Origin of the sequence: Flavihumibacter sp. ZG627 (assembly GCF_000814325.1) — a bacterium.
GTDB lineage: Bacteria > Bacteroidota > Bacteroidia > Chitinophagales > Chitinophagaceae > Flavihumibacter.
In genome coordinates this window covers 581,108-606,778 of sequence record NZ_JPHF01000002.1, presented here as the reverse complement: position 1 = coordinate 606,778, position 25,671 = coordinate 581,108, and the positions used below count along the sequence as shown (strand labels likewise).

27 protein-coding genes and 1 tRNA gene are annotated in these 25,671 nt (G+C 42.0%); 16 read left to right on the top strand and 12 right to left on the bottom strand.

All coding sequences use genetic code 11. The annotated features are described in order from the left end of the window. Positions 1-13: 13 nt before the first annotated feature. From HY58_RS06160 to HY58_RS06150, 3 genes are read right to left on the bottom strand one after another with little or no spacing between them, the layout of a single operon-like run. Entirely contained in the window at positions 14-529 is a 516-nt protein-coding gene (locus HY58_RS06160) for an HAD family hydrolase (RefSeq protein ID WP_039129294.1), read from the bottom strand. A gap of 1 nt (position 530) precedes the next feature. Continuing rightward, the gene (gene iscX / locus HY58_RS06155) at positions 531-773 is read right to left on the bottom strand and encodes a Fe-S cluster assembly protein IscX (protein WP_039129291.1); all 243 of its coding nucleotides are present in this window, start codon (positions 771-773) and stop codon (positions 531-533) included. Between the two features lie 26 nt (positions 774-799). Continuing rightward, positions 800-1,138 carry a 2Fe-2S iron-sulfur cluster-binding protein gene (locus HY58_RS06150; protein WP_039129290.1) on the bottom strand — a complete coding sequence of 113 codons (339 nt, stop codon included), beginning with the start codon at positions 1,136-1,138 and terminating at the stop codon, positions 800-802. 75 nt (positions 1,139-1,213) lie between these two features. On the opposite strand from HY58_RS06150, the gene HY58_RS06145 reads away from it, so the two are divergent. Beyond that, complete coding sequence (locus HY58_RS06145) at positions 1,214-2,230, top strand: SRPBCC family protein (protein ID WP_039129286.1); 1,017 nt, start codon at positions 1,214-1,216, stop codon at positions 2,228-2,230. Between the two features lie 5 nt (positions 2,231-2,235). Here the strand turns inward: HY58_RS06145 and HY58_RS06140 are convergent, their stop codons facing one another. Further along, positions 2,236-2,994, bottom strand: coding sequence for a Rossmann-like and DUF2520 domain-containing protein (locus HY58_RS06140; protein WP_039129284.1), 759 nt, complete (start codon positions 2,992-2,994; stop codon positions 2,236-2,238). A 17-nt stretch (positions 2,995-3,011) separates the two neighbouring features. Here HY58_RS06140 and HY58_RS06135 point away from each other — a divergent pair, with 17 nt between their 5' ends. Next, complete coding sequence (locus HY58_RS06135) at positions 3,012-3,854, top strand: alpha/beta hydrolase (RefSeq protein ID WP_039129282.1); 843 nt, start codon at positions 3,012-3,014, stop codon at positions 3,852-3,854. A 10-nt stretch (positions 3,855-3,864) separates the two neighbouring features. Here HY58_RS06135 and HY58_RS06130 read toward each other — a convergent pair whose 3' ends face one another. Both HY58_RS06130 and HY58_RS06125 read right to left on the bottom strand, forming a co-directional pair. Then, complete coding sequence (locus tag HY58_RS06130; RefSeq protein ID WP_039129280.1) at positions 3,865-4,530, bottom strand: protein-L-isoaspartate(D-aspartate) O-methyltransferase; 666 nt, start codon at positions 4,528-4,530, stop codon at positions 3,865-3,867. 66 nt (positions 4,531-4,596) lie between these two features. After that, positions 4,597-6,357 (bottom strand): phospho-sugar mutase, encoded by a 1,761-nt coding sequence (locus tag HY58_RS06125; RefSeq protein WP_052323881.1) that lies wholly within the window; start codon positions 6,355-6,357, stop codon positions 4,597-4,599. 97 nt (positions 6,358-6,454) lie between these two features. Between HY58_RS06125 and HY58_RS06120 the strand changes: the two genes are divergently transcribed. Then, a complete protein-coding gene (locus HY58_RS06120; RefSeq protein ID WP_156123590.1) occupies positions 6,455-7,369 on the top strand; it encodes a DUF2279 domain-containing protein in 915 nt (304 codons plus the stop codon). On the opposite strand, the gene HY58_RS06115 is transcribed toward HY58_RS06120, so the two are convergent. Beyond that, positions 7,366-7,869 carry a phosphoribosyltransferase family protein gene (locus HY58_RS06115; RefSeq protein ID WP_039129277.1) on the bottom strand — a complete coding sequence of 168 codons (504 nt, stop codon included), beginning with the start codon at positions 7,867-7,869 and terminating at the stop codon, positions 7,366-7,368. The two genes, HY58_RS06120 and HY58_RS06115, sit on opposite strands and share 4 nt — an antisense overlap. Before the next feature lie 83 nt (positions 7,870-7,952). On the opposite strand from HY58_RS06115, the gene HY58_RS06110 reads away from it, so the two are divergent. The 3 genes from HY58_RS06110 to HY58_RS06100 all read left to right on the top strand — a co-directional run bounded on the left by HY58_RS06110 (position 7,953) and on the right by HY58_RS06100 (position 10,756). Beyond that, a complete protein-coding gene (locus tag HY58_RS06110; protein ID WP_039129275.1) occupies positions 7,953-9,266 on the top strand; it encodes a (Fe-S)-binding protein in 1,314 nt (437 codons plus the stop codon). 85 nt (positions 9,267-9,351) lie between these two features. Beyond that, positions 9,352-10,101: an SDR family NAD(P)-dependent oxidoreductase gene (locus HY58_RS06105; RefSeq protein WP_172644608.1), complete on the top strand. Its 750-nt coding sequence runs from the start codon at positions 9,352-9,354 to the stop codon at positions 10,099-10,101. 55 nt (positions 10,102-10,156) lie between these two features. Further along, positions 10,157-10,756, top strand: coding sequence for an SGNH/GDSL hydrolase family protein (locus HY58_RS06100; protein WP_039129273.1), 600 nt, complete (start codon positions 10,157-10,159; stop codon positions 10,754-10,756). A 32-nt stretch (positions 10,757-10,788) separates the two neighbouring features. On the opposite strand, the gene HY58_RS06095 is transcribed toward HY58_RS06100, so the two are convergent. Further along, positions 10,789-10,865, bottom strand: a tRNA-Pro gene (locus HY58_RS06095). Between the two features lie 116 nt (positions 10,866-10,981). Here HY58_RS06095 and HY58_RS06090 point away from each other — a divergent pair. Genes HY58_RS06090 through HY58_RS06055 form a run of 8 tightly spaced genes read left to right on the top strand, consistent with a single transcriptional unit; the run spans position 10,982 to position 18,500 of the window. After that, positions 10,982-12,253, top strand: a complete 1,272-nt coding sequence (locus tag HY58_RS06090; protein ID WP_039129270.1) for a dihydroorotase — start codon at positions 10,982-10,984, stop codon at positions 12,251-12,253. After that, positions 12,250-12,765: a DUF4199 family protein gene (locus HY58_RS06085; RefSeq protein ID WP_039129268.1), complete on the top strand. Its 516-nt coding sequence runs from the start codon at positions 12,250-12,252 to the stop codon at positions 12,763-12,765. The genes HY58_RS06090 and HY58_RS06085 overlap by 4 nt, the downstream gene beginning before the upstream one ends. A 14-nt stretch (positions 12,766-12,779) precedes the next feature. Continuing rightward, positions 12,780-13,727 (top strand): glycosyltransferase, encoded by a 948-nt coding sequence (locus HY58_RS06080; protein ID WP_039129265.1) that lies wholly within the window; start codon positions 12,780-12,782, stop codon positions 13,725-13,727. A 15-nt stretch (positions 13,728-13,742) separates the two neighbouring features. Next, complete coding sequence (locus tag HY58_RS06075; RefSeq protein ID WP_039129263.1) at positions 13,743-14,879, top strand: glycosyltransferase; 1,137 nt, start codon at positions 13,743-13,745, stop codon at positions 14,877-14,879. A gap of 4 nt (positions 14,880-14,883) precedes the next feature. Next, complete coding sequence (locus HY58_RS06070; RefSeq protein WP_039129260.1) at positions 14,884-15,459, top strand: SIS domain-containing protein; 576 nt, start codon at positions 14,884-14,886, stop codon at positions 15,457-15,459. Then, on the top strand, positions 15,456-16,013 hold the full coding sequence (locus HY58_RS06065) for an HAD-IIIA family hydrolase (protein ID WP_039129257.1): 558 nt from the start codon (positions 15,456-15,458) through the stop codon (positions 16,011-16,013). Before HY58_RS06070 ends, HY58_RS06065 begins: the two co-directional genes overlap by 4 nt. After that, positions 16,010-17,074 carry a hypothetical protein gene (locus HY58_RS06060; RefSeq protein WP_039129254.1) on the top strand — a complete coding sequence of 355 codons (1,065 nt, stop codon included), beginning with the start codon at positions 16,010-16,012 and terminating at the stop codon, positions 17,072-17,074. Before HY58_RS06065 ends, HY58_RS06060 begins: the two co-directional genes overlap by 4 nt. Continuing rightward, the gene (locus HY58_RS06055; RefSeq protein WP_156123589.1) at positions 17,061-18,500 is read left to right on the top strand and encodes an oligosaccharide flippase family protein; all 1,440 of its coding nucleotides are present in this window, start codon (positions 17,061-17,063) and stop codon (positions 18,498-18,500) included. Before HY58_RS06060 ends, HY58_RS06055 begins: the two co-directional genes overlap by 14 nt. A gap of 7 nt (positions 18,501-18,507) precedes the next feature. Here HY58_RS06055 and lepA read toward each other — a convergent pair whose 3' ends face one another. Beyond that, positions 18,508-20,301: a translation elongation factor 4 gene (gene lepA, locus HY58_RS06050; RefSeq protein WP_039129248.1), complete on the bottom strand. Its 1,794-nt coding sequence runs from the start codon at positions 20,299-20,301 to the stop codon at positions 18,508-18,510. 104 nt (positions 20,302-20,405) lie between these two features. On the opposite strand from lepA, the gene HY58_RS06045 reads away from it, so the two are divergent. After that, entirely contained in the window at positions 20,406-20,660 is a 255-nt protein-coding gene (locus HY58_RS06045) for an acyl-CoA-binding protein (RefSeq protein ID WP_039129245.1), read from the top strand. 1 nt (position 20,661) lies between these two features. Here HY58_RS06045 and HY58_RS06040 read toward each other — a convergent pair whose 3' ends face one another. Further along, positions 20,662-21,696, bottom strand: coding sequence for a hypothetical protein (locus HY58_RS06040; RefSeq protein WP_156123588.1), 1,035 nt, complete (start codon positions 21,694-21,696; stop codon positions 20,662-20,664). Positions 21,697-21,742: 46 nt separating this feature from the next. Between HY58_RS06040 and HY58_RS06035 the strand changes: the two genes are divergently transcribed. Further along, entirely contained in the window at positions 21,743-22,888 is a 1,146-nt protein-coding gene (locus HY58_RS06035; RefSeq protein ID WP_039129241.1) for a hypothetical protein, read from the top strand. Here HY58_RS06035 and HY58_RS06030 read toward each other — a convergent pair. Both HY58_RS06030 and HY58_RS06025 read right to left on the bottom strand, forming a co-directional pair. Next, positions 22,824-23,759 carry a glycosyltransferase family 9 protein gene (locus tag HY58_RS06030; protein WP_039129239.1) on the bottom strand — a complete coding sequence of 312 codons (936 nt, stop codon included), beginning with the start codon at positions 23,757-23,759 and terminating at the stop codon, positions 22,824-22,826. The genes HY58_RS06035 and HY58_RS06030 overlap by 65 nt on opposite strands. 28 nt (positions 23,760-23,787) lie before the next feature. Beyond that, positions 23,788-25,668, bottom strand: a complete 1,881-nt coding sequence (locus HY58_RS06025) for a monovalent cation:proton antiporter-2 (CPA2) family protein (RefSeq protein WP_039129237.1) — start codon at positions 25,666-25,668, stop codon at positions 23,788-23,790. Positions 25,669-25,671 lie beyond the last annotated feature (3 nt).

Sequence of the window (25,671 nt, the reverse complement as noted above, 5' to 3'; positions counted from 1 at the left end):
CTGAATCCTATATCTATTTGCTGGAAACACTGCTGTCTATACTCCAATGGCCTCGAAGCTTCATTACCTTTTCAATAACATCACGAACACAGCCCTCTCCTCCCCGCGCGGGACTGATATAGGTTGATATATGTTTAATTTCGGGAACCGCGTCTGAGGGAGAACATGGCATTCCAACCATCTCCATTACACTATAATCAGGGATATCATCTCCCATGAACAAAATTTCCTGCCAGTGAAGATTATGTTCGCTGCGGTATTGCTCCAGAACCTCAACTTTGTTATCAACTTTGAGGAAAACATCATGAATACCTAATTTATTCAGTCGCTGGCGAACGGCATCAGAAGTTCCCCCCGAGATCACAACCACTCTATACCCTTTTTTTATGGCCAGTTGGAGCGCATATCCATCTTTTATATTCATCTTGCGTACCTGCTGACCATCATCAAACAAAATAATAGAGCCATCAGTCAACACTCCATCAACATCGAAGGCAAAAGTGGTTATTTGTTTGAACTTATTGAGCATACTAAGATTTCTGGTTATCTCTCCATTCGTAAACCCAGCTACTTTGAATCATTTCAAGGTGACCCTCATTGGATTCTTCCCGTTTGCCGGTGAAGTTAGGTATTTGAAGTACCCATTCAAGCAAATCAGTAAAACGGATCCGGTAGATCTTGCCTTCATTGAATTCATCACCAAAACGCTCATACAATTTAAGCGCGATATCTTCATAATCATTCCAATGTATGGGAGGTTCAAAGTGTGACATAGCTCTTTACGATTTGTTGTGTAGTATTATTCTCCGAGAAATTGGGTTTGATCAGGAAGGGTCACTGAAAGAGTACCTGATTTTCCCGGTAAAAGTATGCATTGGCAACCCAGCCTTGAATTTAATCGTGGATTAACGGCCCGGTCAATGAAATCCTCTTCTTTCTCGGAGAGTTCTTCAACCAGGTCCTCTCCTTTATTTATGTATAAATGACAGGTACTACAGGCGCATACCCCGCCGCAGTTATGATGTAATTCAATATTATTATCAAGTGCAATTTCAAGCAGGCTCTGATCAGGTGCAACATTATCCAGCGTTACGGAAGGAATACCTTTTTGCTCGAAAGAAAAAGTGATTGAATACATCTATGTCCTTTTAGGGGTGCAAAAATATTGGTTCTGCGAAGAATTTCCTACTTTAATGTTCTCTAACCAATCAATATGAAATCAATCACCCGGATCCTTCTCTGGATCGCAGCAGTTGTGGCCTTGCTGGTTCTCATTGGCGCCATCTTACCCGGAACTGTTATGGTTCAACGCTCCATAGATATAAATGCACCTGCTTCTACAGTTTATGGGGTGGTAAATGATCTTAAAACATATAATGATTGGATGCCATGGAATCAGAAAGATCCGGATATGAAACTGGAATATGGTCCTCTTACAGAGGGGAAGGGTGCCTGGTATACATGGCAAAGTGAAAATGACCAGGTGGGAAATGGAAAATTATCCATAATAGAATCAATACCGGATAAGAAAGTGACAACAAGCCTGGAGTTTGAAGGATTTGATGAGCCATCAATTGGTGGTTGGGATATAAAGCAGGTGGGCGAAAAAACGAGTATTACCTGGAGCATGAACGCTGTACTTGGACATAATCCCATAAACCGCTGGTTTGGACTGTTTTTTGACAGGATGATAGGGCCTGATTTTGATAATGGCCTAAGTCAGTTAAAGCAGAAAATAGAATCAGGTAAGTTTAAATCAAAGCAGGTTAGTATGACCATTGAACCCATCCGCACTGATGCTATGCAGGTATTAACAATTATGGATACAGCTCGAACTATGGGGGATATTGGTCCTTTATTACAGAAGGCATATGGTGAGATTGATTCACTAATGAAAGACCATGCATTAGAGTATGCTGGAATGCCTATGGCCTGGTATTATTCTGAATCAGAGCCATTTCTTATAGAGGCGGCCATACCTGTAAAATCTGCCCCCGCGGTAACATCAGGAAGAGTAAAATTCAGGAAACTCCCTCCCGGAAATGCAGTGGTAGTGCACTATTATGGCCCTTATGAACAATCGAGCCAGGCGTATGACAGAATCAAAGAGTGGCTAAAGGCTAATAACAAAAGGGCAGTTGGCTCTCCTTATGATATTTATGTTGATGATCCTTCAAAGAAGAAATCAATGTATGAAGTGAGAACAGATATTGTGCAACCTATCGAATAGAATTATCAACTCCCTTTTTTTATTTCTTCGCTCAGTATCGAATAAATCTGTTGCCAGTGCGGGTGATTTTTCATCATATCAAGGTGGGCTTTAATAGTACCAACATCTCCCCTGCTTGCCGGTCCGGTTTGCCATTTTGCAGGATCAGTTCCATCCATCCTTAAAGCAGTTTCGCTGATCAATGGAAGTAATAATTTAAACTCTGTTTTGTTTTCTTCACAAAGATTATAGGCGATTCTGTAAAAAAGGTTCGGGAAGTTGTTGACCCAAACTGCAGCAAGGTGCATTCTTGCACGCTGTTCGTCGTCAACTATTTGAAAATCGGCGCCAACTGAACTCACCAGGTTAATCAGCAGTTCGATATCAGGTGGGTTGGAAGCATTGATGAGGAAAGGGAATTGGGCTGTAACTGGCGCCGACCCTCTTAAACTCTGAAGCGGGTACAATACTCCATATCGATCACTAATACCCGATAATACCTCCTTAGAAACTGTTCCGGCTGTATGAACCACCAATTTTCCCGGCAGGGATAGATACCTGCCCATTTCAGGGAGCGCTGAATCGGATATAGCAATAATATAAAGAACAGCATCAGGATTTATCTGCTGCCAATGTGTGGTATATGGTATCCCCAACATTTCGCAAAAATCTGAGGCCTTATTTTCATCACGGCCATATACCTGGAGTAATTCGTGGCCAGCATTTTTAAATAATACTGCCAGTGTTTTAGCAACATTTCCAGAACCTATCAAAACAAGTTTCATCTAGTATATTTGGTTGCATGAAAATAGCACAAAAGCTTGCCATCAATTACCTCCGGGCAAAATTGAGTCTTACTTCAGTTTTTTCTAAGAGAAAAGCTGCAGAACAAGCCTTTGAAATTTTCTGCACCCCCTTCCGTAAAACAAAAAGAAAGGAGCCACCTATCTTTGACAAGGCCGACAGGCTTTATATCCAGGTAGAGGGATACAGGGTTGCTGTTTACAGGTGGAATAAGGGAGGTATCAGAAAGGCAATGATTATACATGGTTTTGAATCTTCTGCACGAAATTTTGACCGCTATATCATACCTCTCATCAAAAAAGGTTATGAAGTGATAGCTGCCGATGCTCCGGCTCATGGGGCATCTGAAGGTTCCCAGATCAGTCTGCCGGTTTATATGAGAACAATCGCTGCAGTTTACAATGGGTTAGGTCCCATAGAAAGCTTTATGGCACATTCCTTTGGCGGCCTCTCGTTAGTACATTTCCTGGAAAATATTCAGCATGGTGACCAGTACAGAATTGCGCTTATTGCACCAGCAACAGAAACAGTAACAGCCATAGATTCTTTATTTAAATTCCTGCAGCTTGATGTAAGTATCAGGGATGAGTTTGAAAAAATCATTATAGAAAAAGGAGGTTTTCCATCCCAACATTATTCCATTGCCCGGGCGCTCACCAATGTACATGGCAGGATACTCTGGGTACATGATGAAGATGATGATATCACCCCTCTAAAGGATGTAAAACCTATAATGAATAAAAATCTTCCTAATATTGAATTTATGATCACCAAAGAATTAGGGCACCGGCGAATATACCGGGATAATAAAGTTGTACGGAAAGTGATTGAATTTCTTTAAAAAAAATTGATTAAGAACCATTCCCTTCCCTGCCTTCCAGCATGGGTACAAAAGAAAAATTGGCAAAAATCTCTTCACTATAGGAACCGTCGGCATGTTTGGTTAGTCTTAACATGCGTTGTACCGCACCATCCCCTACAGGTATCACCATTTTACCACCAGTCTTAAGTTGGGCAATGAGTTTATCGGGGATAAAAGGCGCAGCGGCAGTGATGATGATTTTATCAAAGGGTGCATAAGTGGGCAGGCCCGCGAACCCATCACCATAAAAAAATTTAATGTTTGAGTATTTTTTTAAGTAGTGGAACTTTTTATTTTCTTCAAACAGGGCTTTCTGTCTTTCAATTGTAAATACCTGTACGCCCATTTCCGCTAGTACAGATGCCTGGTAAGCGCTTCCCGTTCCGATCTCCAGCACTTTGTCGAAGGGCTTTAATTCAAGCAGCTGTGTCTGGTATGCAACGGTATATGGTTGAGAGATCGTTTGACCAACAGCAATGGGAAAGGCTTTGTCTTCATAGGCCTTTTCGTCAAAAGCTGAATCAAGAAAATAATGACGTGGAATATCATTGATGGCTTCAAGTACTCTTTCATCGGAGATGCCTTTTTCTTTTAAGAGTGCCACCAGTCTTTTTCTAAGTCCCTTATGACGGTATGTGTCTTCGAAAGTTCTCATCGGGCACAAGATAAGGAAAGAGGGTGAACGATGAATTCCTCATCATTTACCGCTTAATATAGATGATCACAATTTCATATCGCTTATTATTCCTTTTATTCGTGCATCCATTTCTTGTTCAGCCGCAGTGAAAGAAGCTGCGTCGGGAAGAGTAGTGTTCACACTGAAGTAGAATTTTATTTTGGGCTCGGTTCCACTGGGCCTTGCGCTTATCTTGCTATCATCTTCAAGAACAAATTGCAATACATTGCTCTTGGGTAATGCAATTGTCCACTCCTCACCGGTCTGCAGGTTACGGCCCTTCTGCAGTTCGTAATCCAGGAGCATCACAACCGGCGATCCATTGATCATCTTTGGCGGGTTGCTGCGGTATGATTCCATCATGGCAGCGATCTGCTGCTGGCCATCCATTCCCTTTTTAGTAATCGAAATAAGGTGTTCTTTATAGTAGCCATATTGAACATAAAGATCAATAAGTTTCTGGTAGAGGCTCCGTCCCTTATCTTTCTCATATGCCGCCATTTCACATAGCATTGCTACGGCACTGATGGCATCTTTATCACGGATCTGGGATCCTATCATTAAACCATAACTCTCTTCACCACCTACCACGTAATTCTCTTTTCCTTCTTTCTCTTTGATTAGTTCGGCGATCCATTTGAATCCTGTAAGAACATTGTAACAGGTAATTTCATTTTGGCGGGCGATCTCATCAATCAGTTCAGTAGTAACAATGGTTTTAACGACCATATCATTTGGTTTTGACAAACCCTTTGCCTTGCGCGCTTCAATCATATAATTGAAGGCAAGCACTGCAGTCTGATTACCATTCATGAGTACCCAGTTACCATCATTATCTTTCACGCCAATGCCTACGCGATCAGCATCGGGGTCGGTACCGAGGAGGATATCCGCATTAATTTCCTTTGCTTTCCTTAAGCCATAGGCCATCGCATCTGCCTCCTCCGGATTAGGATAGCCAACTGTTGGGAAATTCCCATCCGGAACGCTTTGTTCTTCAACAATTGTCACATTTGTAAAGCCAAATTCTTTAAGCACCTGGGGTACCAGGGTGATACCCGTTCCATGGATTGGTGTATAAACAATTCCCAGGTCTTTCTGCCTTTCTATGACATCGGGATAAACACTAAGGCCCTTTACCATTTTTATATACGCCTCATCAATTTCGGGACCTATGATCGTTATGTTTTTTTCTCCGCCATCCCATTTTACCTCATCCATAGAGGCGATTTTCTCCACTTCAAAAATTACGTTATTGTCGTGAGGAGGAACCAATTGTCCACCATCATTCCAATAAGCTTTATAACCATTGTATTCTTTTGGGTTATGTGAAGCTGTGCATACAACACCGCCCTGGCAGCCGAAATGGCGAATGGTAAAACTCAGTTCGGGGGTGGGTCTCAGCGCCTCAAACAGGTATACTTTGATTCCATTGGCCGCAAAAACGTTTGCGGTGGTTTCTGCGAAAAAACGGCTATTGTTACGGCTGTCATGTGCAATGGCTACCTTGATCTCCGAATCGCCGTAAGTTTTTTTGAGATAGTTGGCAAAGCCCTGTGTTGCCATCCCGATCGTGTATTTATTCATGCGGTTGGAGCCAACACCCATTATACCGCGAAGACCGCCAGTTCCAAATTCCAGGTTCCGATAAAAGGAATCTGTTAACTCAGCCGGGTTTTCTTTAGATAGATTCTGAATTGATTCTTTTGTGGTGGAATCGTAATTTCCATTTAGCCACTGGTCTACTTTTGCTTGAATTGCTGCATCCATAATAACTGCTTTAAAATAGGCGTTGAAGGTATACATTTTCAGTTTTCAAAACTGATTGTTCTTTCTGAACGTACTTTTATCAATTGAAACTAAAAATTTCGTGCGGCTTCCCCAAAATATCATAGTATACTGTTTGCTATTATTTATACTGCAAAACTTTTGCGGCAGTATATATGCACAGGATTCTGCTTCTTTGTCTCCCACCCTTTCCAATAAAAGGAAATGGCTGGTTGCAGGTGGGCATGCCGCCATGTGGACGGGTACTTATTTTGCTCTTGATAAAGCCTGGTATGATGGGTATGAAAAACGGGGCTTTCACCTTTTCGATGATGGTAAAGAATGGAACCAGATGGATAAGTTGGGGCATGTGTGGACTGCCTATCAACTGGCGAGGGCATCAGGAACAACCTGGCAATGGGCTGGCATCAAACCATCAAATGCTACATGGCTGGGAGGGGCCAGTGCGGTCGCTTTCCAGAGTATTATTGAATTACAGGACGCCTATTCTGATAAATGGGGGTTCAGCTGGTGGGATATGGCTTCCAATGTCGTTGGATCAGGTGCTTATGTTGCCCAACAATTATCCTGGGGCGAACAGCGTATACAGGTCAAAATGGGATATTTTCCACAGGATTATCCCGGCGAACTGGTAAGCAGGCGGAATGAACTTTTTGGCAGAGGATCTATCGAAAGAATCCTGAAAGATTATAACGGGCAGACCTACTGGGCAAGTATCAACCTCAGGAGTTTTATGCCTGAAACCAATATTCCGCGTTGGCTAAACCTTGCAGTGGGGTATAGCAGTGACCTCATGGTAGGGGGAATGGATAATACCTTTACCGATGAAAACGGAGAATTAAAAAATTATAATTCTACTGATCGTACAAAACGTGTTTATTTATCGGCAGATGTTGATTTAACGAGGATAGTTACCCGAAGCAAATTCCTAAGGACAATATTCTTTACAATTAATGCTATCAAGATACCCGCGCCGGCTATTGAATTGAATACACGGCGGCAATTGCGTCTGCATGCAATACATCATTAATCCATGTAGGCACCAGTTATTGTTTGTCCATCCACTTCTACATATATATGTTCCTGTAAAGTTGTGGCGATACTGATTCCGACATAGTCAGCTTTTACCGGGAAAGCCTTATGAGTCCTTTCCACCAGTGCCAGGATCTGTATTTTTCGGGGATGCCCTTCAAGGAATGGTTTAAGGGCATATAGCAATGTTTTGCCACTATTGGTCACATCATCCACCAGAACAATCACCCGGTCGGTAAAATCTAACCGGCTGCTTAAGGTAATTTCAAGGGGATGTCTCTTGTCGAGGCTTATTTCAATTATTTCGGTACTGATTCCTGCGATCTCTTTTAATTTATCTGCAAGGATGCGGGCCATTACCACGCCATTATCTTTAATGCCGGCAAGTATAACGGGATCGTTTTCCTGGCTGAGTTCTTCCGCCATTTCATATGCCATCCTTTCCATCTTTCTGGCAGCAGATGGGGCATCCAGTATATATTTACGTTCGTTACTCATGGATCAGATTGAGGGCGAAAAATTACAACAAAACATCGAGCCAATACTAAAACGCTTAATTTAGCCACACAATACCATACTCAATGCAATACCTGCAACAAATCGCCTTCGTATTGTTGGCTGCGGCTGCTATCATTTTTTTTTCATTTAAAGTAAAGGAGATCAGAAGAAACATCCTGTTGGGCAAGGATGAACCATATAATGATAACCCCGGGGCAAGATGGAAAAACCTGATTTTGCTCGCCTTCGGACAAAAAAAGATGTTTAAGAATCCCTTGGTTGCCATTATGCATTTTATAATTTATGCAGGCTTTATAATTATCAACCTGGAGGTTCTTGAGATCGTACTGGATGGTATTTTCGGTACACATAGATTATTTGCGCCTTTGCTGGGCCGACTCTATAATTGGCTTATTAATAGTTTTGAAATTCTGGCATTGGGTGTGCTCATTGTTTGTGTAGTTTTTCTTATCCGAAGAAATATACTTAAGATCAGAAGGTTCATTAGCCGGGATCTTGAGGGCTGGCCACGCAGCGATGCCAATTATATCCTTATCACGGAGATCATTCTGATGAGCTTATTCCTTATCATGAATGCCGCCGATACAACTTTGCAGGAACGTAATGTGGGACATTTTGCTGACCATCTTACGGGTGATTTTGTTGTATCTGGAATGTTGAAGCCATTGATTGCGGGCATGTCAGACAGCAGCCTTATGGCGCTGGAGAGAGGTGCCTGGTGGTTGCATATTATCGGGATCTTTGCCTTCCTGAATTATCTGCCCTGGTCAAAACACCTGCATATATTACTGGCCTTTCCTAATGCCTATTATGCCCGGTTGGAACCACAGGGCAAAATGAAGAATATGCCTGCTATCCAGAACGAGGTTTTGTATGCAATGGAACCTGAAATGGTACCTGCAGAAAGCGTGGGAGATCCATCATTCGGAGCTAAAGATGTACAGGATCTTAGTTGGCGAAACCTGCTTGATGCTTATAGTTGCACGGAATGCGGACGATGCTCAGATGCCTGTCCCGCTAATATTACCGGAAAACTACTTTCACCCAGAAAGATCATGATGGATACCCGCGACCGCCTGGTTGAGGTTGGCAATAATATCAGGGCTAACGGCAGCTTTCAACCGGATGGTAAAACACTCCTCCATAATTATATTTCAACAGAGGAACTTAGAGCCTGCACTACCTGCAATGCCTGTGTGGAAGCCTGTCCGGTGAGCATCAGTCCCCTTGAGATTATACTTGAACTGCGCAGATCCCTTGTAATGGAAGGGAGCAATGCGCCACAGGAATGGAATGCTATGTTTAGTAACGTGGAAAATAATTTTGCTCCATGGAAATTCAGTCCCGATGATAGGGATGCCTGGGTGAACTCCTGAAAGATGATTTTAAACTTCCCATTAATTGACCAGGGTCAATATCTGCCGATAGCTTTTTTAATATCTTGGATAAAATATTTCAGCCATGGGAATCTTACAAAATAAAGTGGCAATAGTCACTGGTGCCGGCTCAGGTATTGGCCATGATATCGCCTTACTCTATGCTTCTGAAGGAGCAAAATTAGTTGTATCTGATATTAACGTGGACCACGGTGAATCAACCGTTGCAACAATAACAGATAAAGGAGGTGATGCTATTTTCATTAAGGCAGACAGCTCCAGCCCTGATGATAACCGGATATTAGTGGAAAAGGCAGTTGAGAAATTTGGCGCGCTGCATATTGCTTGTAATAATGCTGGTATAGGCGGGCCAATTTCACCCACCGGTGAATATCCAATTGATGGTTGGCAAAAGGTTATTGATATTAATTTAAGTGGTGTGTTTTACGGCCTTCGATATCAGATCCCTGCTATGTTAAAGAGTGGCGGGGGTGCCATTGTGAATATAGCATCCATATTAGGCATGGCAGGTACCAGGAACTCCCCTGCTTATGTAGCAGCCAAACATGGTGTGGTAGGATTAACTAAAGCAGCCGCACTAGAATATGCTGATAAGAAAATCAGGATAAACTCTGTGGGTCCGGGCTATATCAAAACCCCTTTACTCAGCAGTCTCGATGAAGCAACTCTTAAGGGTTTGATAGGTATGCATCCGATTGGACGGCTAGGAGAATCCCATGAAGTTGCGGAACTGGTGTTGTGGTTAAGTTCAGATAAAGCTTCATTTGTGACCGGCTCCTATTATAATGTTGATGGCGGGTACCTCGCACCTTAGCACAATTCTGCAATTAATGCGCTAATCATCGACATGATTTAGTTATTTTGTTTTCATGACATTAGTTGCAAACTATCTGGCCCTTGGCGATTCCTATACAATTGGTGAACAGGTTTCCATTTTTGAAAGCTTTCCTTATCAGCTTGTTCAATTGTTAAGGGCAGAGGGGGAGTGTTTTTCAGCACCGGAAATTGTCGCCAAAACTGGCTGGACTACAGATGAGCTTCAACAGGGAATAAATAATACAAGGCTACTGCCTGGTTATGACCTTGTAACGCTGTTAATAGGGGTGAATAATCAATACCGGGGACGAACAGCCGATAATTATGAAGTTGAGTTTCTGAACCTGCTTGACCAGGCGATCCGTTTTGCCGGCAATCACCCAGGTAATGTTGTGGTGTTGTCAATACCTGATTGGGGCGTAACGCCTTTTGCCGCTGGTCGAAACCGTGATGCAATCAGCAAAGAGATTGATGTATTTAACCGAATAAATCGGGAAAAATCGAGGTTGATGAAAGTACACTATGCTGATATCACAGCGGGAACGAGGGAAGCTTCCACTGATCATAGTTTACTTGCAAACGATGGACTTCATCCCTCCGTAAAAGATTATGCCCGATGGGCAAAAATAGTAATCGAAAGGTATATCAAATAAAAAGCCCATTGTAACTAGTGCTACAATGGGCCTGGTCGGGACGACTGGATTCGAACCAGCGACCTCTTGCACCCCATGCAAACGCGCTACCGGGCTGCGCTACGTCCCGAAAATCCGCCATCAGAAGAACATGATTTTTTTACTAATTGCGGGTGGCAAAAGTACATCAAAATTTGATTTCACAAAAATCAAATAACAGTGTTAATTTTGCCCAACGTTACACTGATGAAAGTATTATTACAACAGGTTGTTATCAACGATCCCCGCTCCGCTTTTCATGGTTCCACGAAAGATATTCTGATTGCCGACGGCAAGCTCCTCCGGATTGATGACGCTATTGAAATGGCAGATGTTCGCACCATTAACGTTGAGGGTGCTGTAGTGTCACCAGGCTGGGTTGATCCGTTCTCCCATTTTAACGATCCAGGGACTGAGCATAAAGAAACACTTGAATCGGGGGCAGCAGCAGCTGCTGCCGGTGGTTTTACGACCGTGTTTGTGATTCCTAATACGAAGCCTGCCATCGATACCAAATCTACAGTTGAGTACATAGCTGCAAAATCCACGCACCTTCCTGTTAGTATTCTTCCAATTGGCGCGGTAACCCGGAATACTGAAGGCAAAGAGCTTGCTGAGATGTATGATATGCGTGCCAGTGGAGCTATAGCTTTTAGCGATGGCATAAGACCAGTTCAATCAGCAGGACTCCTGGTTAAAGCATTGCAGTATGTAAAGGCATTTGACGGAGTGATCATTCAGGTGCCTGATGATACCAGCCTTGCTCCTCATGGATTGATTCATGAAGGGATCATTTCAACCCGCCTTGGATTACCTGGTAAACCCATGATGGCTGAAGAACTGGTTGTGGCGAGAGATATAAAACTGGCCCGTTATGCCGACAGTCATATTCATTTTACAGGAATCAGTTCACCCAAATCGATAGAGTATGTTAGAAGGGCAAAGGAAGGCGGACTTAAAGTAAGTTGCTCCGTAACCCCATATCATCTTTTTTTCTGTGATGAAGACCTGTTGAATTACGATACAAACCTTAAAGTAAATCCACCTCTGCGAAGTCGTAATGATATGCTTGCTTTAAGGGAAGCGGTTTTGAATGGATGGGTTGATTGTATTGCGACACATCACCAGCCGCATGATTATGATGCTAAGGTGCTGGAGTTCGAGTATGCGAAGTTTGGAATGATTGGTCTCGAATCGGCTTTTTCAGCAGTGCATTCTGTGCTTCCGGACTTATCATCTGAACAGCTGGCCTATTTATTCTCCATTAATGCGAGGCGCATCTTTGGAATTGCCGATGCGATCATAGAAGAAGGCTCGGCGGCAGAAATTACCATTTACAATCCTGATGAATCAATCAAATTCGATAAGGCCATGATTCAGTCAAAATGCCATAATTCACCTTTTATTGGTCAGGAACTCAGGGGTAAGATCATAGGTGTTGTTTCGGGCATCAAAACCAGTTTTACCCATTCCAGATGATTAATAAGTTTGCATTATTGACAGGTGCCCTTGCCGGAATACTGTTTGCAGCCAGTTTATTTATATCCTGGCAAATGGGAATTAATTCACTTGCAGCTTTTCATAAACTATATGCATTTTTGCCGGCCATTTTCTTAATCGTGTTAGCTTCTGCATGGTGGATGCAGCAAAGGCAGGGCTGGCAATTGGAAATGAAGCATATCATAAGGTTTTCGTTCCTGAGTTATATTGTTTTTGAAGCATTTTATTTTTTTGCGAATTACCTTCTTTTTGATATAACAGATCCATCCGCATATCCAAGACTGGTAGATACATTAAACCAGCAGGATGTAGCAAAACTTCGTGCAGAAGGTGCTCCGGAGGATAAGATCGAGGAAACGATCAAGATGGGTGAATATGCCAAAGAAGCGCTCGGCTTTGGTCAGCGTATGATCGGAATCGGACAGGCATTGATATTGGATTTCATTAAATCCGTAATTATTGGTACCATTATCAAACAATTCAAAAGGTAAATCAAGCAGCCCGAATGGATCTTTCAATCGTCATACCATTATTGAATGAAGAGGAATCGCTTCCTGAACTATGTGCCTGGATCCAACGGGTTATGCAGGATAACAGGTATAATTATGAGATCATCCTGATTGATGATGGCAGTACAGATGATTCCTGGAAAGTGATTCGTGAACTACAGGAGAAGGATCCTATGCATATCAAAGGAATCAAATTCCAGCGGAATTATGGGAAGTCTGCGGCACTTAATGAAGGGTTCCGGGCTGCCCAGGGTGATGTGATAATTACCATGGATGCAGATCTTCAGGATTCTCCCGATGAGATCCCGGGACTAAGACAGATGGTTTTAGAGGAAGGATTCGACCTGGTTAGCGGATGGAAGAAGAAGCGCTATGATAATACACTCACAAAAAATGTCCCCTCGAAATTTTTTAATGCCGCAACCCGGAAGGTTTCAGGCATATACCTTCACGATTTTAATTGTGGGTTGAAGGCATACCGGAAAAAAGTAGTTAAAAGTATAGAAGTATATGGTGAAATGCACCGGTATATCCCCGTTATTGCGAAGTGGGCTGGATTCAGACGCATTGGTGAAAAAGTGGTTGAACATCGTGCACGAAAATATGGCGTTACTAAATTTGGCCTCGATCGTTTTGTAAATGGATTTCTCGATCTGGCTTCTATAACTTTTGTTGGCAAATATGGTAAAAGGCCAATGCATTTTTTTGGTATGTGGGGAACTTTCGCGTTTTTACTGGGTGCGGTTTCGTTTGCCTATCTCGTTATCGCCAAGATCATCAATCCCGAAGTAAGCCTGAGTAACAGGCCTGCATTTTTTATTGCACTGGCTGCTATGATCATCGGTTCCCAACTTTTCCTTGCAGGCTTTCTTGGAGAACTTATCTCCCGGAATGCATCAGGAAGGAATCTTTATCTTGTTGAAGAAAAACTGGGATTGGGCTGATGCCCGTCAATCAACATGCCACTTAATATCGTCATATTAGGTCCGGCCCATCCCTTCCGGGGTGGCGGAATCACCACTTTCAATGAACGACTGGCAAAGGAACTTCAATCTGCCGGCCATATGGTTAGGATTGTCAATTTCAGCGTGCAGTATCCATCCCTATTGTTTCCCGGAAAATCACAATATACAGATGAACCTGCACCACCCGGGTTAACGATAGTCCGGATGTTGCATTCTATGAATCCGATCAGTTGGGTCAGAACCGGCAGATACCTGAATAAGCTTAAACCAGACCTTATTATCGTACGCTTCTGGCTTCCCTTAATGGCACCAGCATTCGGCACTGTTCTGAAACTTGCAAGGAAGAATAAACATAGCCGGATCATTGCTATAACCGATAATGTTATTCCGCATGAAAAAAGGTTTGGAGACAAAACACTTACGCGTTATTTCATTGGTTCCTGCGACGCGTTTGTTACAATGAGTGAAAATGTATTGAATGATCTGAAGAACTTCAACGCAACAAAACCTGCCATCCAATTACATCACCCCCTCTATGATAATTTCGGTGAAAAAGTCACAAAGAGCACTGCAAAAAAATGGCTGGATGTTCCAAATGAAATTACGCTCATTCTATTTTTTGGGTTTATTCGGAAATACAAAGGTTTGGATATACTTCTTGAGGCCATGCAATGGGTAGATCGGCCCGATGTGCGATTATTGATCGCTGGTGAGTTTTATGATGATCCTGCCTATTATCGGAATATTATTTCTTCATATGGATTGATGGATAGAGTGATTTTAAGGAACAGCTTTATTCCTAATGAAGAAGTAAGATATTATTTTAGTGCCGCAGACCTTGTTGTGCAACCCTACAGGAATGCTACACAAAGTGGAGTAACTCCACTAGCGTATCATTTCGAAAAGCCAATGGTTGTTACCAATGTTGGCAGCCTGCCGGATTATGTTCCGCATGGCAAAGCAGGATTGGTGACGGAAGCAGAGCCAAAGTCTATTGCAAAGGCAATTAATGAATTCCTCCGGCTTGGTGAATCCTATTTCAAGGAAGGGGTTGAAGCTGAAAAGAAAAAATTGGGCTGGGGTCATTTCGCAAAGGCTATTGAAGAGCTTTACCAGAAAATTAAAAATTAGAAATATGATGAGCCGAATCAAAGCAATAATCAATGAATCCATTTCAGTGAAAACTGTGCTGGTTCAAGATCAGCAAATGCTGGTAAAGATCGGGCAGATCGTGGATTTAGTAACAGAGGCCTTCCGCCAGGGCAACCGGGTATATTTTTGTGGCAATGGAGGAAGTGCAGCTGATGCTCAGCACCTTGCCGCTGAATTCAGTGGCAGGTTTTATAAGAATCGAAAAGCGCTTCCAGCAGAAGCTTTACATTGTAATACATCGTACCTCACTGCTGTAGCTAACGATTACAGCTATGATGAAATTTATGCCAGGCTTGTGGATGGAATAATGAACAGCGGTGATGTTCTGTTTGGATTTTCCACTTCTGGAAATTCCGGCAATATTATAAAGGCTTTTGAGGTTGCAAAAACCAAGGGAGTTGTTACGATAGGGTTTACAGGTGATACTGGTGGAAAGATCAGGGAGCTTTGTGATTATCTAATAAATATCCCCACAGGTATAACGCCCAGGATACAGGAAAGTCATATTATGGTTGGACATATCATTTGTGAATTGGTGGAGGAAAAATTCTTTGCATGATCAAACTCCATGAGATCGATAAAAGCTGGTCACTATTCCTGGACCGCGACGGCGTGATAAATCATGAAAAGCATCTCGACTATATTTACAATTACGCTGAGTTTGTATATTATGAAGGTGTTGAAGAGGCAATGACAACCTTTGCACGAAATTTTGGGAAAATTTTTATTGTTACTAATCAGCGAGGGGTTGGGAAAGGTTTGATGACAGAATCTGACCTGAATGACATACACAGAAAGATGGTAGAAAGGTTTCAGGAATTGCATTGTAATATCGACGCAATTTATTACTGTACCTCACTCGATAACAGCCATCCCGACCGAAAACCGAACCCAGGCATGGCTTTCAGGGCAAAAGAAGATTATCCGGAAATTGATCTTTCAAAATCAATTGTAGTAGGTAACAACCTAAGTGATATGGAATTTGGACGCAATGCAGGGATGCTTACGGTTTTTGTTCAAACCACCCATCCTCACCAACCCCTTCCCCACCCCTTAATAGACCTCGCATTCAAGGACCTGTTAAATTTTTCAAGGGCATTGCCACCGGCATGAAAACTGTAACTTCACTGCTCCATATGGATATGAAAAAATCAATTTTCGCAATTTTCTTGTTGTCACTGGCCTTTTCCGTTTCCGCACAAAGCCGTATAACGGAAGCTAATTATACAGATCTTTCAAAGAGGGAGCTGTCATTAAAAGGTTATGCGGATAGCATGATCAATGCGCAGAATGCCGGTACACGTTTTAGGAGCGATAGCGTATTTGTGCGCAACTTTGTTAAGGCATTACAGGTTCAGCACTCTTTTGATTACGCTTTTGATTCGATACAATCAATATCCCGGCTATATGCTCCGGATAGTAGCTTTCGGATATTTACCTGGCAATTGAAGAAGGACGAATATTTCTATTATCAGAAAGGGGCAATTCAGAAAAGGACCAAAGATGGATCCTTGCAACTCTATCCCCTTTTTGATGCATCAATGTTCACAGCAAAACCCATGGATTCGGTACGCAGCAGGCGAAACTGGATAGGTGCCATTTATTATAAAGTGATTCAAAAATCCTGGCAGGGGAAGAATTATTATACCCTTCTTGGTTTTGATGGATTCACGGTGAGCAGTAACCGTAAATGGATGGAAGTACTGACCTTTGATGAAAAAACAGGAGAGCCAATGTTCGGGGGACCATACTTTACTGTAAAACCAGATACGGCAAAGAAAGCGATAAGTCCATACCGTTACCTCATGGAATATAAAAAGGAAGCCAGCACTACATTCAATTATAATGGTGAAATGGATATGGTAATCTTTGATCATCTAATATCAGAATCAGATGAACCACATCGGCCGCAAACCTATATTCCGGATGGAGATTTTGAAGGCTTTCAGTGGAAGAATGGTATGTGGGTGCATGTCAGCAAAGTATTTACTGATGTGCCTGACGAATTTAAAAAAGTAGATCCTTTACTGGGTAATGCACCGGCAGATGATGCTATCCGTGATAAGGATGGAAATATTGATGAGAAGAAACTGGAAGAGCGCTCCCGTCAAAATGATCAGAAAGCAAAGGAAAAAGTAAAACCAAAACCGAAAAAACCGGGTGGCGGACAATAGAAACAGGATTCCTTTCAGGCAACTGCTGTTGCAGTATAGCAATACTGCGCTCAATATTATTTTCCCCCTGATTCTCTTTCCATATATGACCCGTACCCTGGGCCCCACGGGTTATGGCGTGATTGGATTCTATGAATCATTAATGCTGGTGGTTAATGTATGGGCAGCATTTGGCGTTAATTATTATGGCCTTCGATTGCTCAGTAAATCTGCTATAGGTGATACTGATAATTCCAATACCGTCCTTCATTTATTACTGATCAATACGATAATGGCTATATCGGGAGTCCTTGTTTACCTGATATATGTATTCAACAAGCCTATTCCTGTTTCTGGTTTTGAGATTACACTCCTTTATGCATTTATTATGGTGATATATATGTATCATCTTGATTGGTATTTCCAGTCACAGGAAAAATACAGGTTCCTTCTTCAACGGACATTCTTTCTGAGATTATTCGTTCTTGTTAGTGCGTTGTTTTTTGTCAGAAAGCCAGAGCACCTCATATATTATATTATCATCAGTACGCTAAATTATACCCTTATAGCCTCCAGCGCATTCTGGCAGATGCGTGATGTTTTTTCGCATTGGCGATGGGATCCCGCCTTGTTTAGACGACTTTTTGTTGCATTATTTCCCTTTGCATTGCTGGGAGTGCTGAGTTCATTATATTTCACCGTTGATACTATTCTGCTGGCCAGAACAGGAAACATTACCGCCCTTGGTCATTATACAGTTGCTGCTAAAATGGTGCGACTTGGATTGAATGTTTTTATTGCTGCTTCGATCGTATTCTTTGTCAGATTATTTCGCACATCGGTTGATAAACGGCTCCAAACCGATAGTATGTTAATGACCCTTCATCTTAGCATTCCGATTGGAGCTATGCTTTTCTTTTTTGCTGAACCTGTCATTTTGTTTATATCGGGGGAAAGTTACCTGCCTGCGATCACAATACTCCGAATATTTTCCATTCTATGGGTGATTGTTCCTTTACATGATTTTTTCAATATACAAGTGCTCATGGTCCATCATCGTGAAAAGCTTCTGGTAAGAATATACCTCGCAGCAACAGTAATATCATTAATACTGAATCTTTTATTGATACCGGTGTGGTTTACAGAAGGGGCAGCAACTGCTGTTGTTATCTCAGAAACATTTGTACTATTGGCGGCCATATGGTTCTCCCGCCCCTATTTCCGGATGAATGCTCAAATGGCAAGGGAAATAATTTATTGTGCAACCGCATACCCTGTAGCCTTATTAGCATGGAAACTTACTACTGTTATGGAGATGGGTGCTTTATGGCAACTACTTGGAGGAACAATTGTTTTCCTTGCCGGATATTTATTTCTGCAGGTAGTGATATTCAGGAATGCATTTCTATTAAGGATGCAACTGGCAGTTAAAGGAGCAATATCTTAGGACTGTCCTAATCATCCAGTTTAAGCACTGCAAGAAATGCTTCCTGTGGTATTTCAACTGCACCAATCTGACGCATACGCTTTTTACCTTCTTTCTGTTTCTCCAATAATTTTCGCTTACGGCTGATATCGCCACCATAACATTTCGCGGTAACATCTTTGCGCATAGCGCTGATGTTTTCCCTGGCAACTACCTTGGCGCCGATTGCTGCCTGTATTGCAATAAGGAATTGCTGCCTTGGCAGGAGTTCTTTTAATTTCTCGCAAAGTTTGCGGCCAAAATCATTAGCGCGGGCGCGATGTATCAGGGCACTGAGGGCGTCTACCCTTTCAGCATTCAGCAGGATATCCATTTTTACAATATCAGCTTCACGATAACCAATAGGATGATAATCAAACGAAGCATACCCCCTGGTTTGGCTCTTAAGTTTATCATAGAAATCAAATACGATTTCCGTAAGCGGGAGTTCGAATACCAGTTCAACGCGCGTTGTGGTAAGGTAACTCTGGTTTATAAGAATTCCTCTTTTTCCGAGGCAGAGTGTCATGATATTCCCAATGTATTCGGGCTTAGTGATGATCTGTGCTTTGATGAATGGTTCTTCAATTCTATCGATCCGGCTTGGATCGGGCATTTCAGTCGGGTTGTTTACAATCACTTTTTCACCCTTGCTTGTGTAAGCAATGAAACTCACGTTGGGTACTGTAGTGATAACAGTCTGATTAAACTCACGCTCCAGTCTCTCCTGGATGATTTCCATATGCAGCATGCCAAGAAATCCACAACGGAAGCCGAAACCAAGTGCTTGTGAAGTCTCCAGTTCATATGTGAGTGAAGCATCATTAAGCTGCAGTTTATCCATGCATTCACGCAATTCCTCAAATTCGTCTGTTTCAACGGGGAAGATTCCTGCAAATACCATTGGCTTTACTTCCTCAAACCCCCTGATCATTTCAGGCGTGGGATTATTTGCCAATGTAATGGTATCTCCCACCTTTACTTCCTTGGCATTTTTAATGCCCGTAATAATATATCCAACATCACCTGCCAGTACCTCTTTTTTCTCGGTCATCTTCAGTTTCAGGATACCTATTTCATCTGCAAAATATTCCTGGTCGGTAGATACGAACTTTACTTTATCACCCTTACGGATTTTGCCATGTAGAATACGGTAATATACGATGATGCCTCTAAAACTATTAAATACACTGTCAAAGATCAAGGCCTGCAGAGGTGCTTCAGGATTTCCTTTAGGGGCTGGAATTCTTTCCACTATTGCTTCGAGGATCTTGTCCACTCCCAATCCTGTCCGACCACTTGCAAGAAGTATCTCCTCTGGTTTACAGCCCACCAACTCAACAATCTGGTCTTTTACTTCTTCTATCATGGCACCATCCATGTCTATCTTATTTATCACCGGAATAATCTCCAGGTCATTGTCGATGGCCAGGTAAAGATTACTGATGGTCTGTGCCTGAATGCCCTGTGTAGCATCTACCAGCAACAAGGCACCTTCGCAGGCAGCGAGTGCCCTGCTCACCTCATAACTGAAGTCAACATGGCCGGGTGTATCAATCAGGTTGAGTATATATTCCTGGCCATTAAGATGCTTATAATTGATTTGAATAGCATGGCTCTTGATGGTAATGCCTTTTTCCCGTTCCAGATCCATATCATCCAGTACCTGGTCCATCATATCACGATCGCTGATAGTACCGGTGCTTTGCAGCAGGCGATCTGCGAGGGTGCTCTTTCCGTGGTCAATATGGGCAATAATGCAAAAATTCCGGATATTCTTCATCTGGTGGTTTCTTAAATAAGTGTGCAAAGGTAAGCAAAAAGGTCGCAGTAATCCCTTTATACTAAGCCAAAAACAACTACTTTTGCAGCAAATTTTCAAGGGATATGGATCTAAATCAACAATTTGAGCAGGCGGTAACAGAAAGTAAGGAGCTTAAAGATCGACCCAGCAATGATACTCTGTTACAGCTTTATTCCTTATATAAGCAGGCAACTGAAGGTGATGTGAATGGCGAAGCTCCTGCGATGTTCGATTTTGTGGCTAAGGCAAAATACGAAGCCTGGTCGGCACTTCAGGGAAAGACCCAGGATGAGGCCCGGCAGGAATATATTAACCTTGTTCAAAAACTAAGGAATTGATTCAGATCCCACCTCTAATGGTGGGATTTTTTATGAGGTTTTCCATTTCCCGCAATGCACTACGCAAATGTTTCCCTTCGCTGATATCATTTGCCATGTTTCGCATATTAATGATTGCCCTTTGGTAATCATCGTCTGTTAGTGCAGATATTAAACCTGGAATTTCATCCAGACTATTTATTAGCCACCCTATTCCATTTTCTCGTATATAGCCTGCCGAACCGGCGAATACTGGCGCCAATACGGGCATTCCAGCTAGAATATAAAGTGATAATTTATGATGGTTTATATACTGCATATATTCACCAAGGCTACCTGATGCCTGATGAATTGAATCGCCATCCCATATAAGTCCGAAACTCCCCTGAATCATTGCCGGTAGCTCATACGGATCGAATACGCCATACCATTTACAATTGCGGGCTGCTTTTAAAAGAGGTGATGGGTCGGGCCCATAAGTATGAAAATACAATTGTGGTAATTGATCTAGTTCATCAAGAAATTTGCTTTTTCCGAGGTTGCCTGCGAAACATATTTCGTTGCTTATTTTACGTAGTATGAATTGCGGCTTTGTAAGAAAATCGAAAGGCCCCCATTGAACAAATTGGGCAGCAGGCAGCTGGTGCGATAAATATTTCATCATCGCGTTATTATGCACAACGAAATAATTAAATGAAGCCATCTGCTTTAATTCTTTAATAAGCAGGCTCGGGTTACCGTCTTTTAAACCATCGATATCTGCCACAAGCAAAATAATGTCGATATTCTTTTCCCTGAATTGGCTGATCATCAACTGGTACATACGGGGATAAAGTGGAAACTGACAAACAACCAGAGATTTCGGAGATATTTTTCTGAGAATACGTTTCATTGCGAGCCATCTCCTAAATGTTCCTAAAAGACTCTGGCTTTCCGGAAGCCTGACAGGGAGGTAACCATCAGCAAGTAATATCTTTTCAGCATCGGTATTACCAACTCCTCCATGCATAAAGCGAATGGAGTGATACGTGTGCAGAAAATAACGGTCAGATGCCATAACGGGAATAATACGTAATATTAATTTGGTAAATGTATGAATTGCAATGAAGCTTGGTATCCAGGAAATAGAACATTTTGAGGGCGTATATCCTGTAATACGCTTATTTGATAATGGCAATAACAGCATTTACCTGTTCGTGAACCAGGAAACTGCTGATCGCCTTTACGATTTATTTGGTACAGATGCGAATCGGTATGTATGGGTAATCCGGTTAAAAAGCGAATCTACCTGGTCATATTGCAGGCGGATGATCGACATTATAAAAAAAGACGAAATTTCTTTCCTTTACCTAAATACAGTTAGTATGCACCATGTAGTGTATGCATGGATGTTATATCGGTTACCAAAGTTGCAAACAGTTCTCACCGTTCATGATGTTAATTGTCTTTTTCATGATAAGCCTGGATTATCTCCCAAAAGCATAATAAAATACATTGGAAAGAGAATGCTTTCAAAAAGGATTAATGCTTTTAACACAGTATCTGAAACAGTTAAACCTTACCTGAATTCTGAAAGTGGAGGGTCAAGGACCATATTTACTGTACCCGGGGCAGTTTATGAAGAAAAATTACCAGTAACACTTATTGATGATAATATTAAGATTGTAATACCTGGTTCAATAGACCGGAAGCGTAGAAATTATGAGGTGGTTTTTGAGCTCCTTACCCTTACCCTGGATATTCCTGTTCAATTCATATTACTGGGGGGAGGCGAGGATGATTATGCGCGATCAATCTGGCAAAGATGTTCAGAAATTGAAACCAAAAGAATCGCTTGGTATGAAACCAGAATTGTTGACCAGGAAGTATTTGATATGTGGATGGACAGCTGTCATTTTGTGTGGGTGCCATCAGTGGTTGAAACCAGTATTTGCGATGGTATTCCTGAAGTATATGGCATCACAAAATCATCAGGGAACATTTTTGATATTATAAAACATGCTAAACCTTTTATAGTACCCCGATCACTGGAAATAGACCCGGTTATGGAATTATCTTCTTTCCGCTACGAAAAACTGACAGATATAAAAGACTATTTAAATAATATGATAAGCAACAAAGCCGCTTATCACGAAAAGGCATTGGCAGCAGCGAATGTTTCAGGTTCATTTACCATAGAGGCAATCAGGAAGAAACAGTATCCCCTGTTTGAATCAGGGTTGGATAAAATTTCCCATAATGCTGTTTGAATGCATTATAAACTGTTTCAAAGGGGATGATCTTTGAAACTTCGGGGTCATTTCCCGTGGAATAGAAATAATCATTCAGCTTTGGATTGACTATTTTCAGTAGCAGGTTGTAGTCGTAGATTTCGGTTGGACTGGTACAGTTGAATATGGCAATGCCTGGAATGCCATAAGCCAGTGCAATATGCATGGCAAGTGTATCACCCGACAAAACAAAACCGCATGAATTTATTTCACGCAGATAATCACGTATATCTTCCCGCTTCTCAAAATATATAACCTCAAATCCTTCTTTTTCCAACTGGTTACCAAGTGCCTCATAGCCATGCCACTGTTTATATGCCCATCTCGCACCTGCTGTTTTCTCAATACCTACCCTACGTTTATTTCTTTCAACAGGTGGTTGATATATCTGGTATGGCTGACCGTTAAACTGAACTCCCAGACTTTGAAAGAAGAGTTCCTGGAAACTGTATGGATTTACCTTTTTTAATTCATTGGCTGCTTCCTTGCCTAAAGGCGAAATAAGACTCATGTCGAGCCATGGATTAGAGTCATTGGTATACTTTATTCCATTATCCCAGTATACTCCAACCAGCTTTTTTGTATTGAGAGAACTGGCTAGTTTGGCGCAATCAGCTTCTTCTTCCTGTGAGAGTACGAGGTCATAAACATCAGATAATATTTTATCGGGATAATTATTTATATCGAAAACACCTATCTCCTGATCAAGATCCTGAAAAAATGCAATATAGGGTTCGCTTGTAAGCCAAACTACACTATCATCCTTAAACAGATTTAATACTGAAGTAGTTCTAACAACATCTCCGGCGGCTCCTGTTTTAATAACCAGGATCTTTCTTTTCTGTGTCATGGCGCTAAAAATACAAGTTTGCTTTTAATTATTGGTCCTCCTGCTTAGCATCCAGGATAAGACCTTCTTCTTCCCAACCCTTATCAACGGATAGGTTTGGCATTCTATTGTCATTTTGAATGATCTTTTCCATTTCGTCTATGAACTCCCGGGAAGTATTGATGTAAAGTTTCTGGTCACGTATAGATGAAAGTTTTTTTAGTGACCATTCATCGTATTTCCGGAAAGTTATAGCAGCCCTATGAGCTGTATATGCCCGGAATCCCAGCTTTTTCATAGTATCCACCCCCATTCGAAGTGAACTATCAAGTGTTTCACGATATATATTAAGCATACCCGCATTCATCTGGTCATATGCATCATTACGGTTAGCCGCTCTCACCATGATCTGCAGGTTTGGAAAATGCTTTTTTATGGTTTCGATCATTTCCAACCTCTTTTCTGCATCTGATATTGTTACCAGGATGATCCTGGCTTGTTCGGCACCTGCTGCATGAAGAAGATCATACCTCGATGCATCTCCATAATAAACCTTAAATCCCATTTTACGAAGAAAGTCCACCCGGTCAGAATCAATATCAAGGATAGTTGTTCCAATTCCATGTGCTTTCAGGAACCGACCAACAGTATTTCCAAAATGCCCGAATCCCGCAATGATAACCGGGTTTTTCTCATCTATTATATCAGCGGCTTTTTCAAGCTTTTCAAGTGTTCCAAATTTTGGCTGGATAAATTTTTCGTTCAAAATAAAAAAAAGGGGTGTAAGTGCCATACTAAGGGCTACCGCTGCCAGTATCATATCAGCGGAAGTATCAGGTATGATTCCTTCCTGCCTGCTGTAAGCCAGTAAGACAAATGCAAACTCACCTGTTTGGCATAAGCCCAGGGAAAACAAGGCATTCTGGTCGGTACTGAGTTTGAAGGATTTTCCGAGTATCCATAATATAATCCCCTTTACTAAAAGAAGTGCAAATAATAATCCCGCTAATTGCAAAGGTTCTGAAGCAATAAGATTGAAATTTATAGACGCTCCTACTGCAATAAAAAATAACCCCAATAGCAATCCTTTAAATGGTTCTATATCACTTTTCAGTTCATGCCGGTATTCACTATTGGCAAGTACCACACCTCCAAGAAATGTTCCCAGGGCCGGACTCAATCCCACCAGACTCATTAATACTGTTATGCCTATTACGAGTAGTAAGGCAGTGGCGGTAAAAATCTCCCTGATCCTTGCCCCTGCCACCAATCGGAGTAAGGGTTTAACCAGGTGCCGCCCTGCAAGCACTATTCCGCCAACTGCTCCCAATACGATCAATGTCTGAAGCCATCCGGGTTGTTGGGCTATAAATGAACCTTCCGTTTCATGATTAGCTTGAGAAGCTGACAATGTAGATAGTAATGGAAGAATACTGAGCATTGGGATCACTGCAATATCCTGGAATAACAAAACAGCAAAGCTACGTTGTCCGGCTTCACTTTTCATAAGCCCTTTTTCCTGCAATGTTTGAAGTACAATTGCTGTTGAACTGGGAGCGAGTATCATTCCTGTAGCAAGGGATTGTTGCCAGGTGAAACCTAAAGCGGCTGTAATGCCTGAGATCACAATAACGGTGATCAAAACCTGTAATCCCCCGAGGCCCACTATCGACTTTCTGAGTTTCCATAGAAGTTCGGGTTCAAGTTCAAGGCCAATAATAAACAACATGATCACCACGCCGAATTCTGCTACATGCATGATATCAGTACTCCTGTCGCCTGCGAGATTAAGAATTGCAGGTCCGATCACAATACCAGCAATTATATATCCAAGAACAGAACCCAGGCCTGCTTTTTTAACCAGGGGAACCAGTATTACAGCTGCAGTAAGGTAAACCAGGCTCTGGAATAAAAAAGATTGCTGATCCATTTA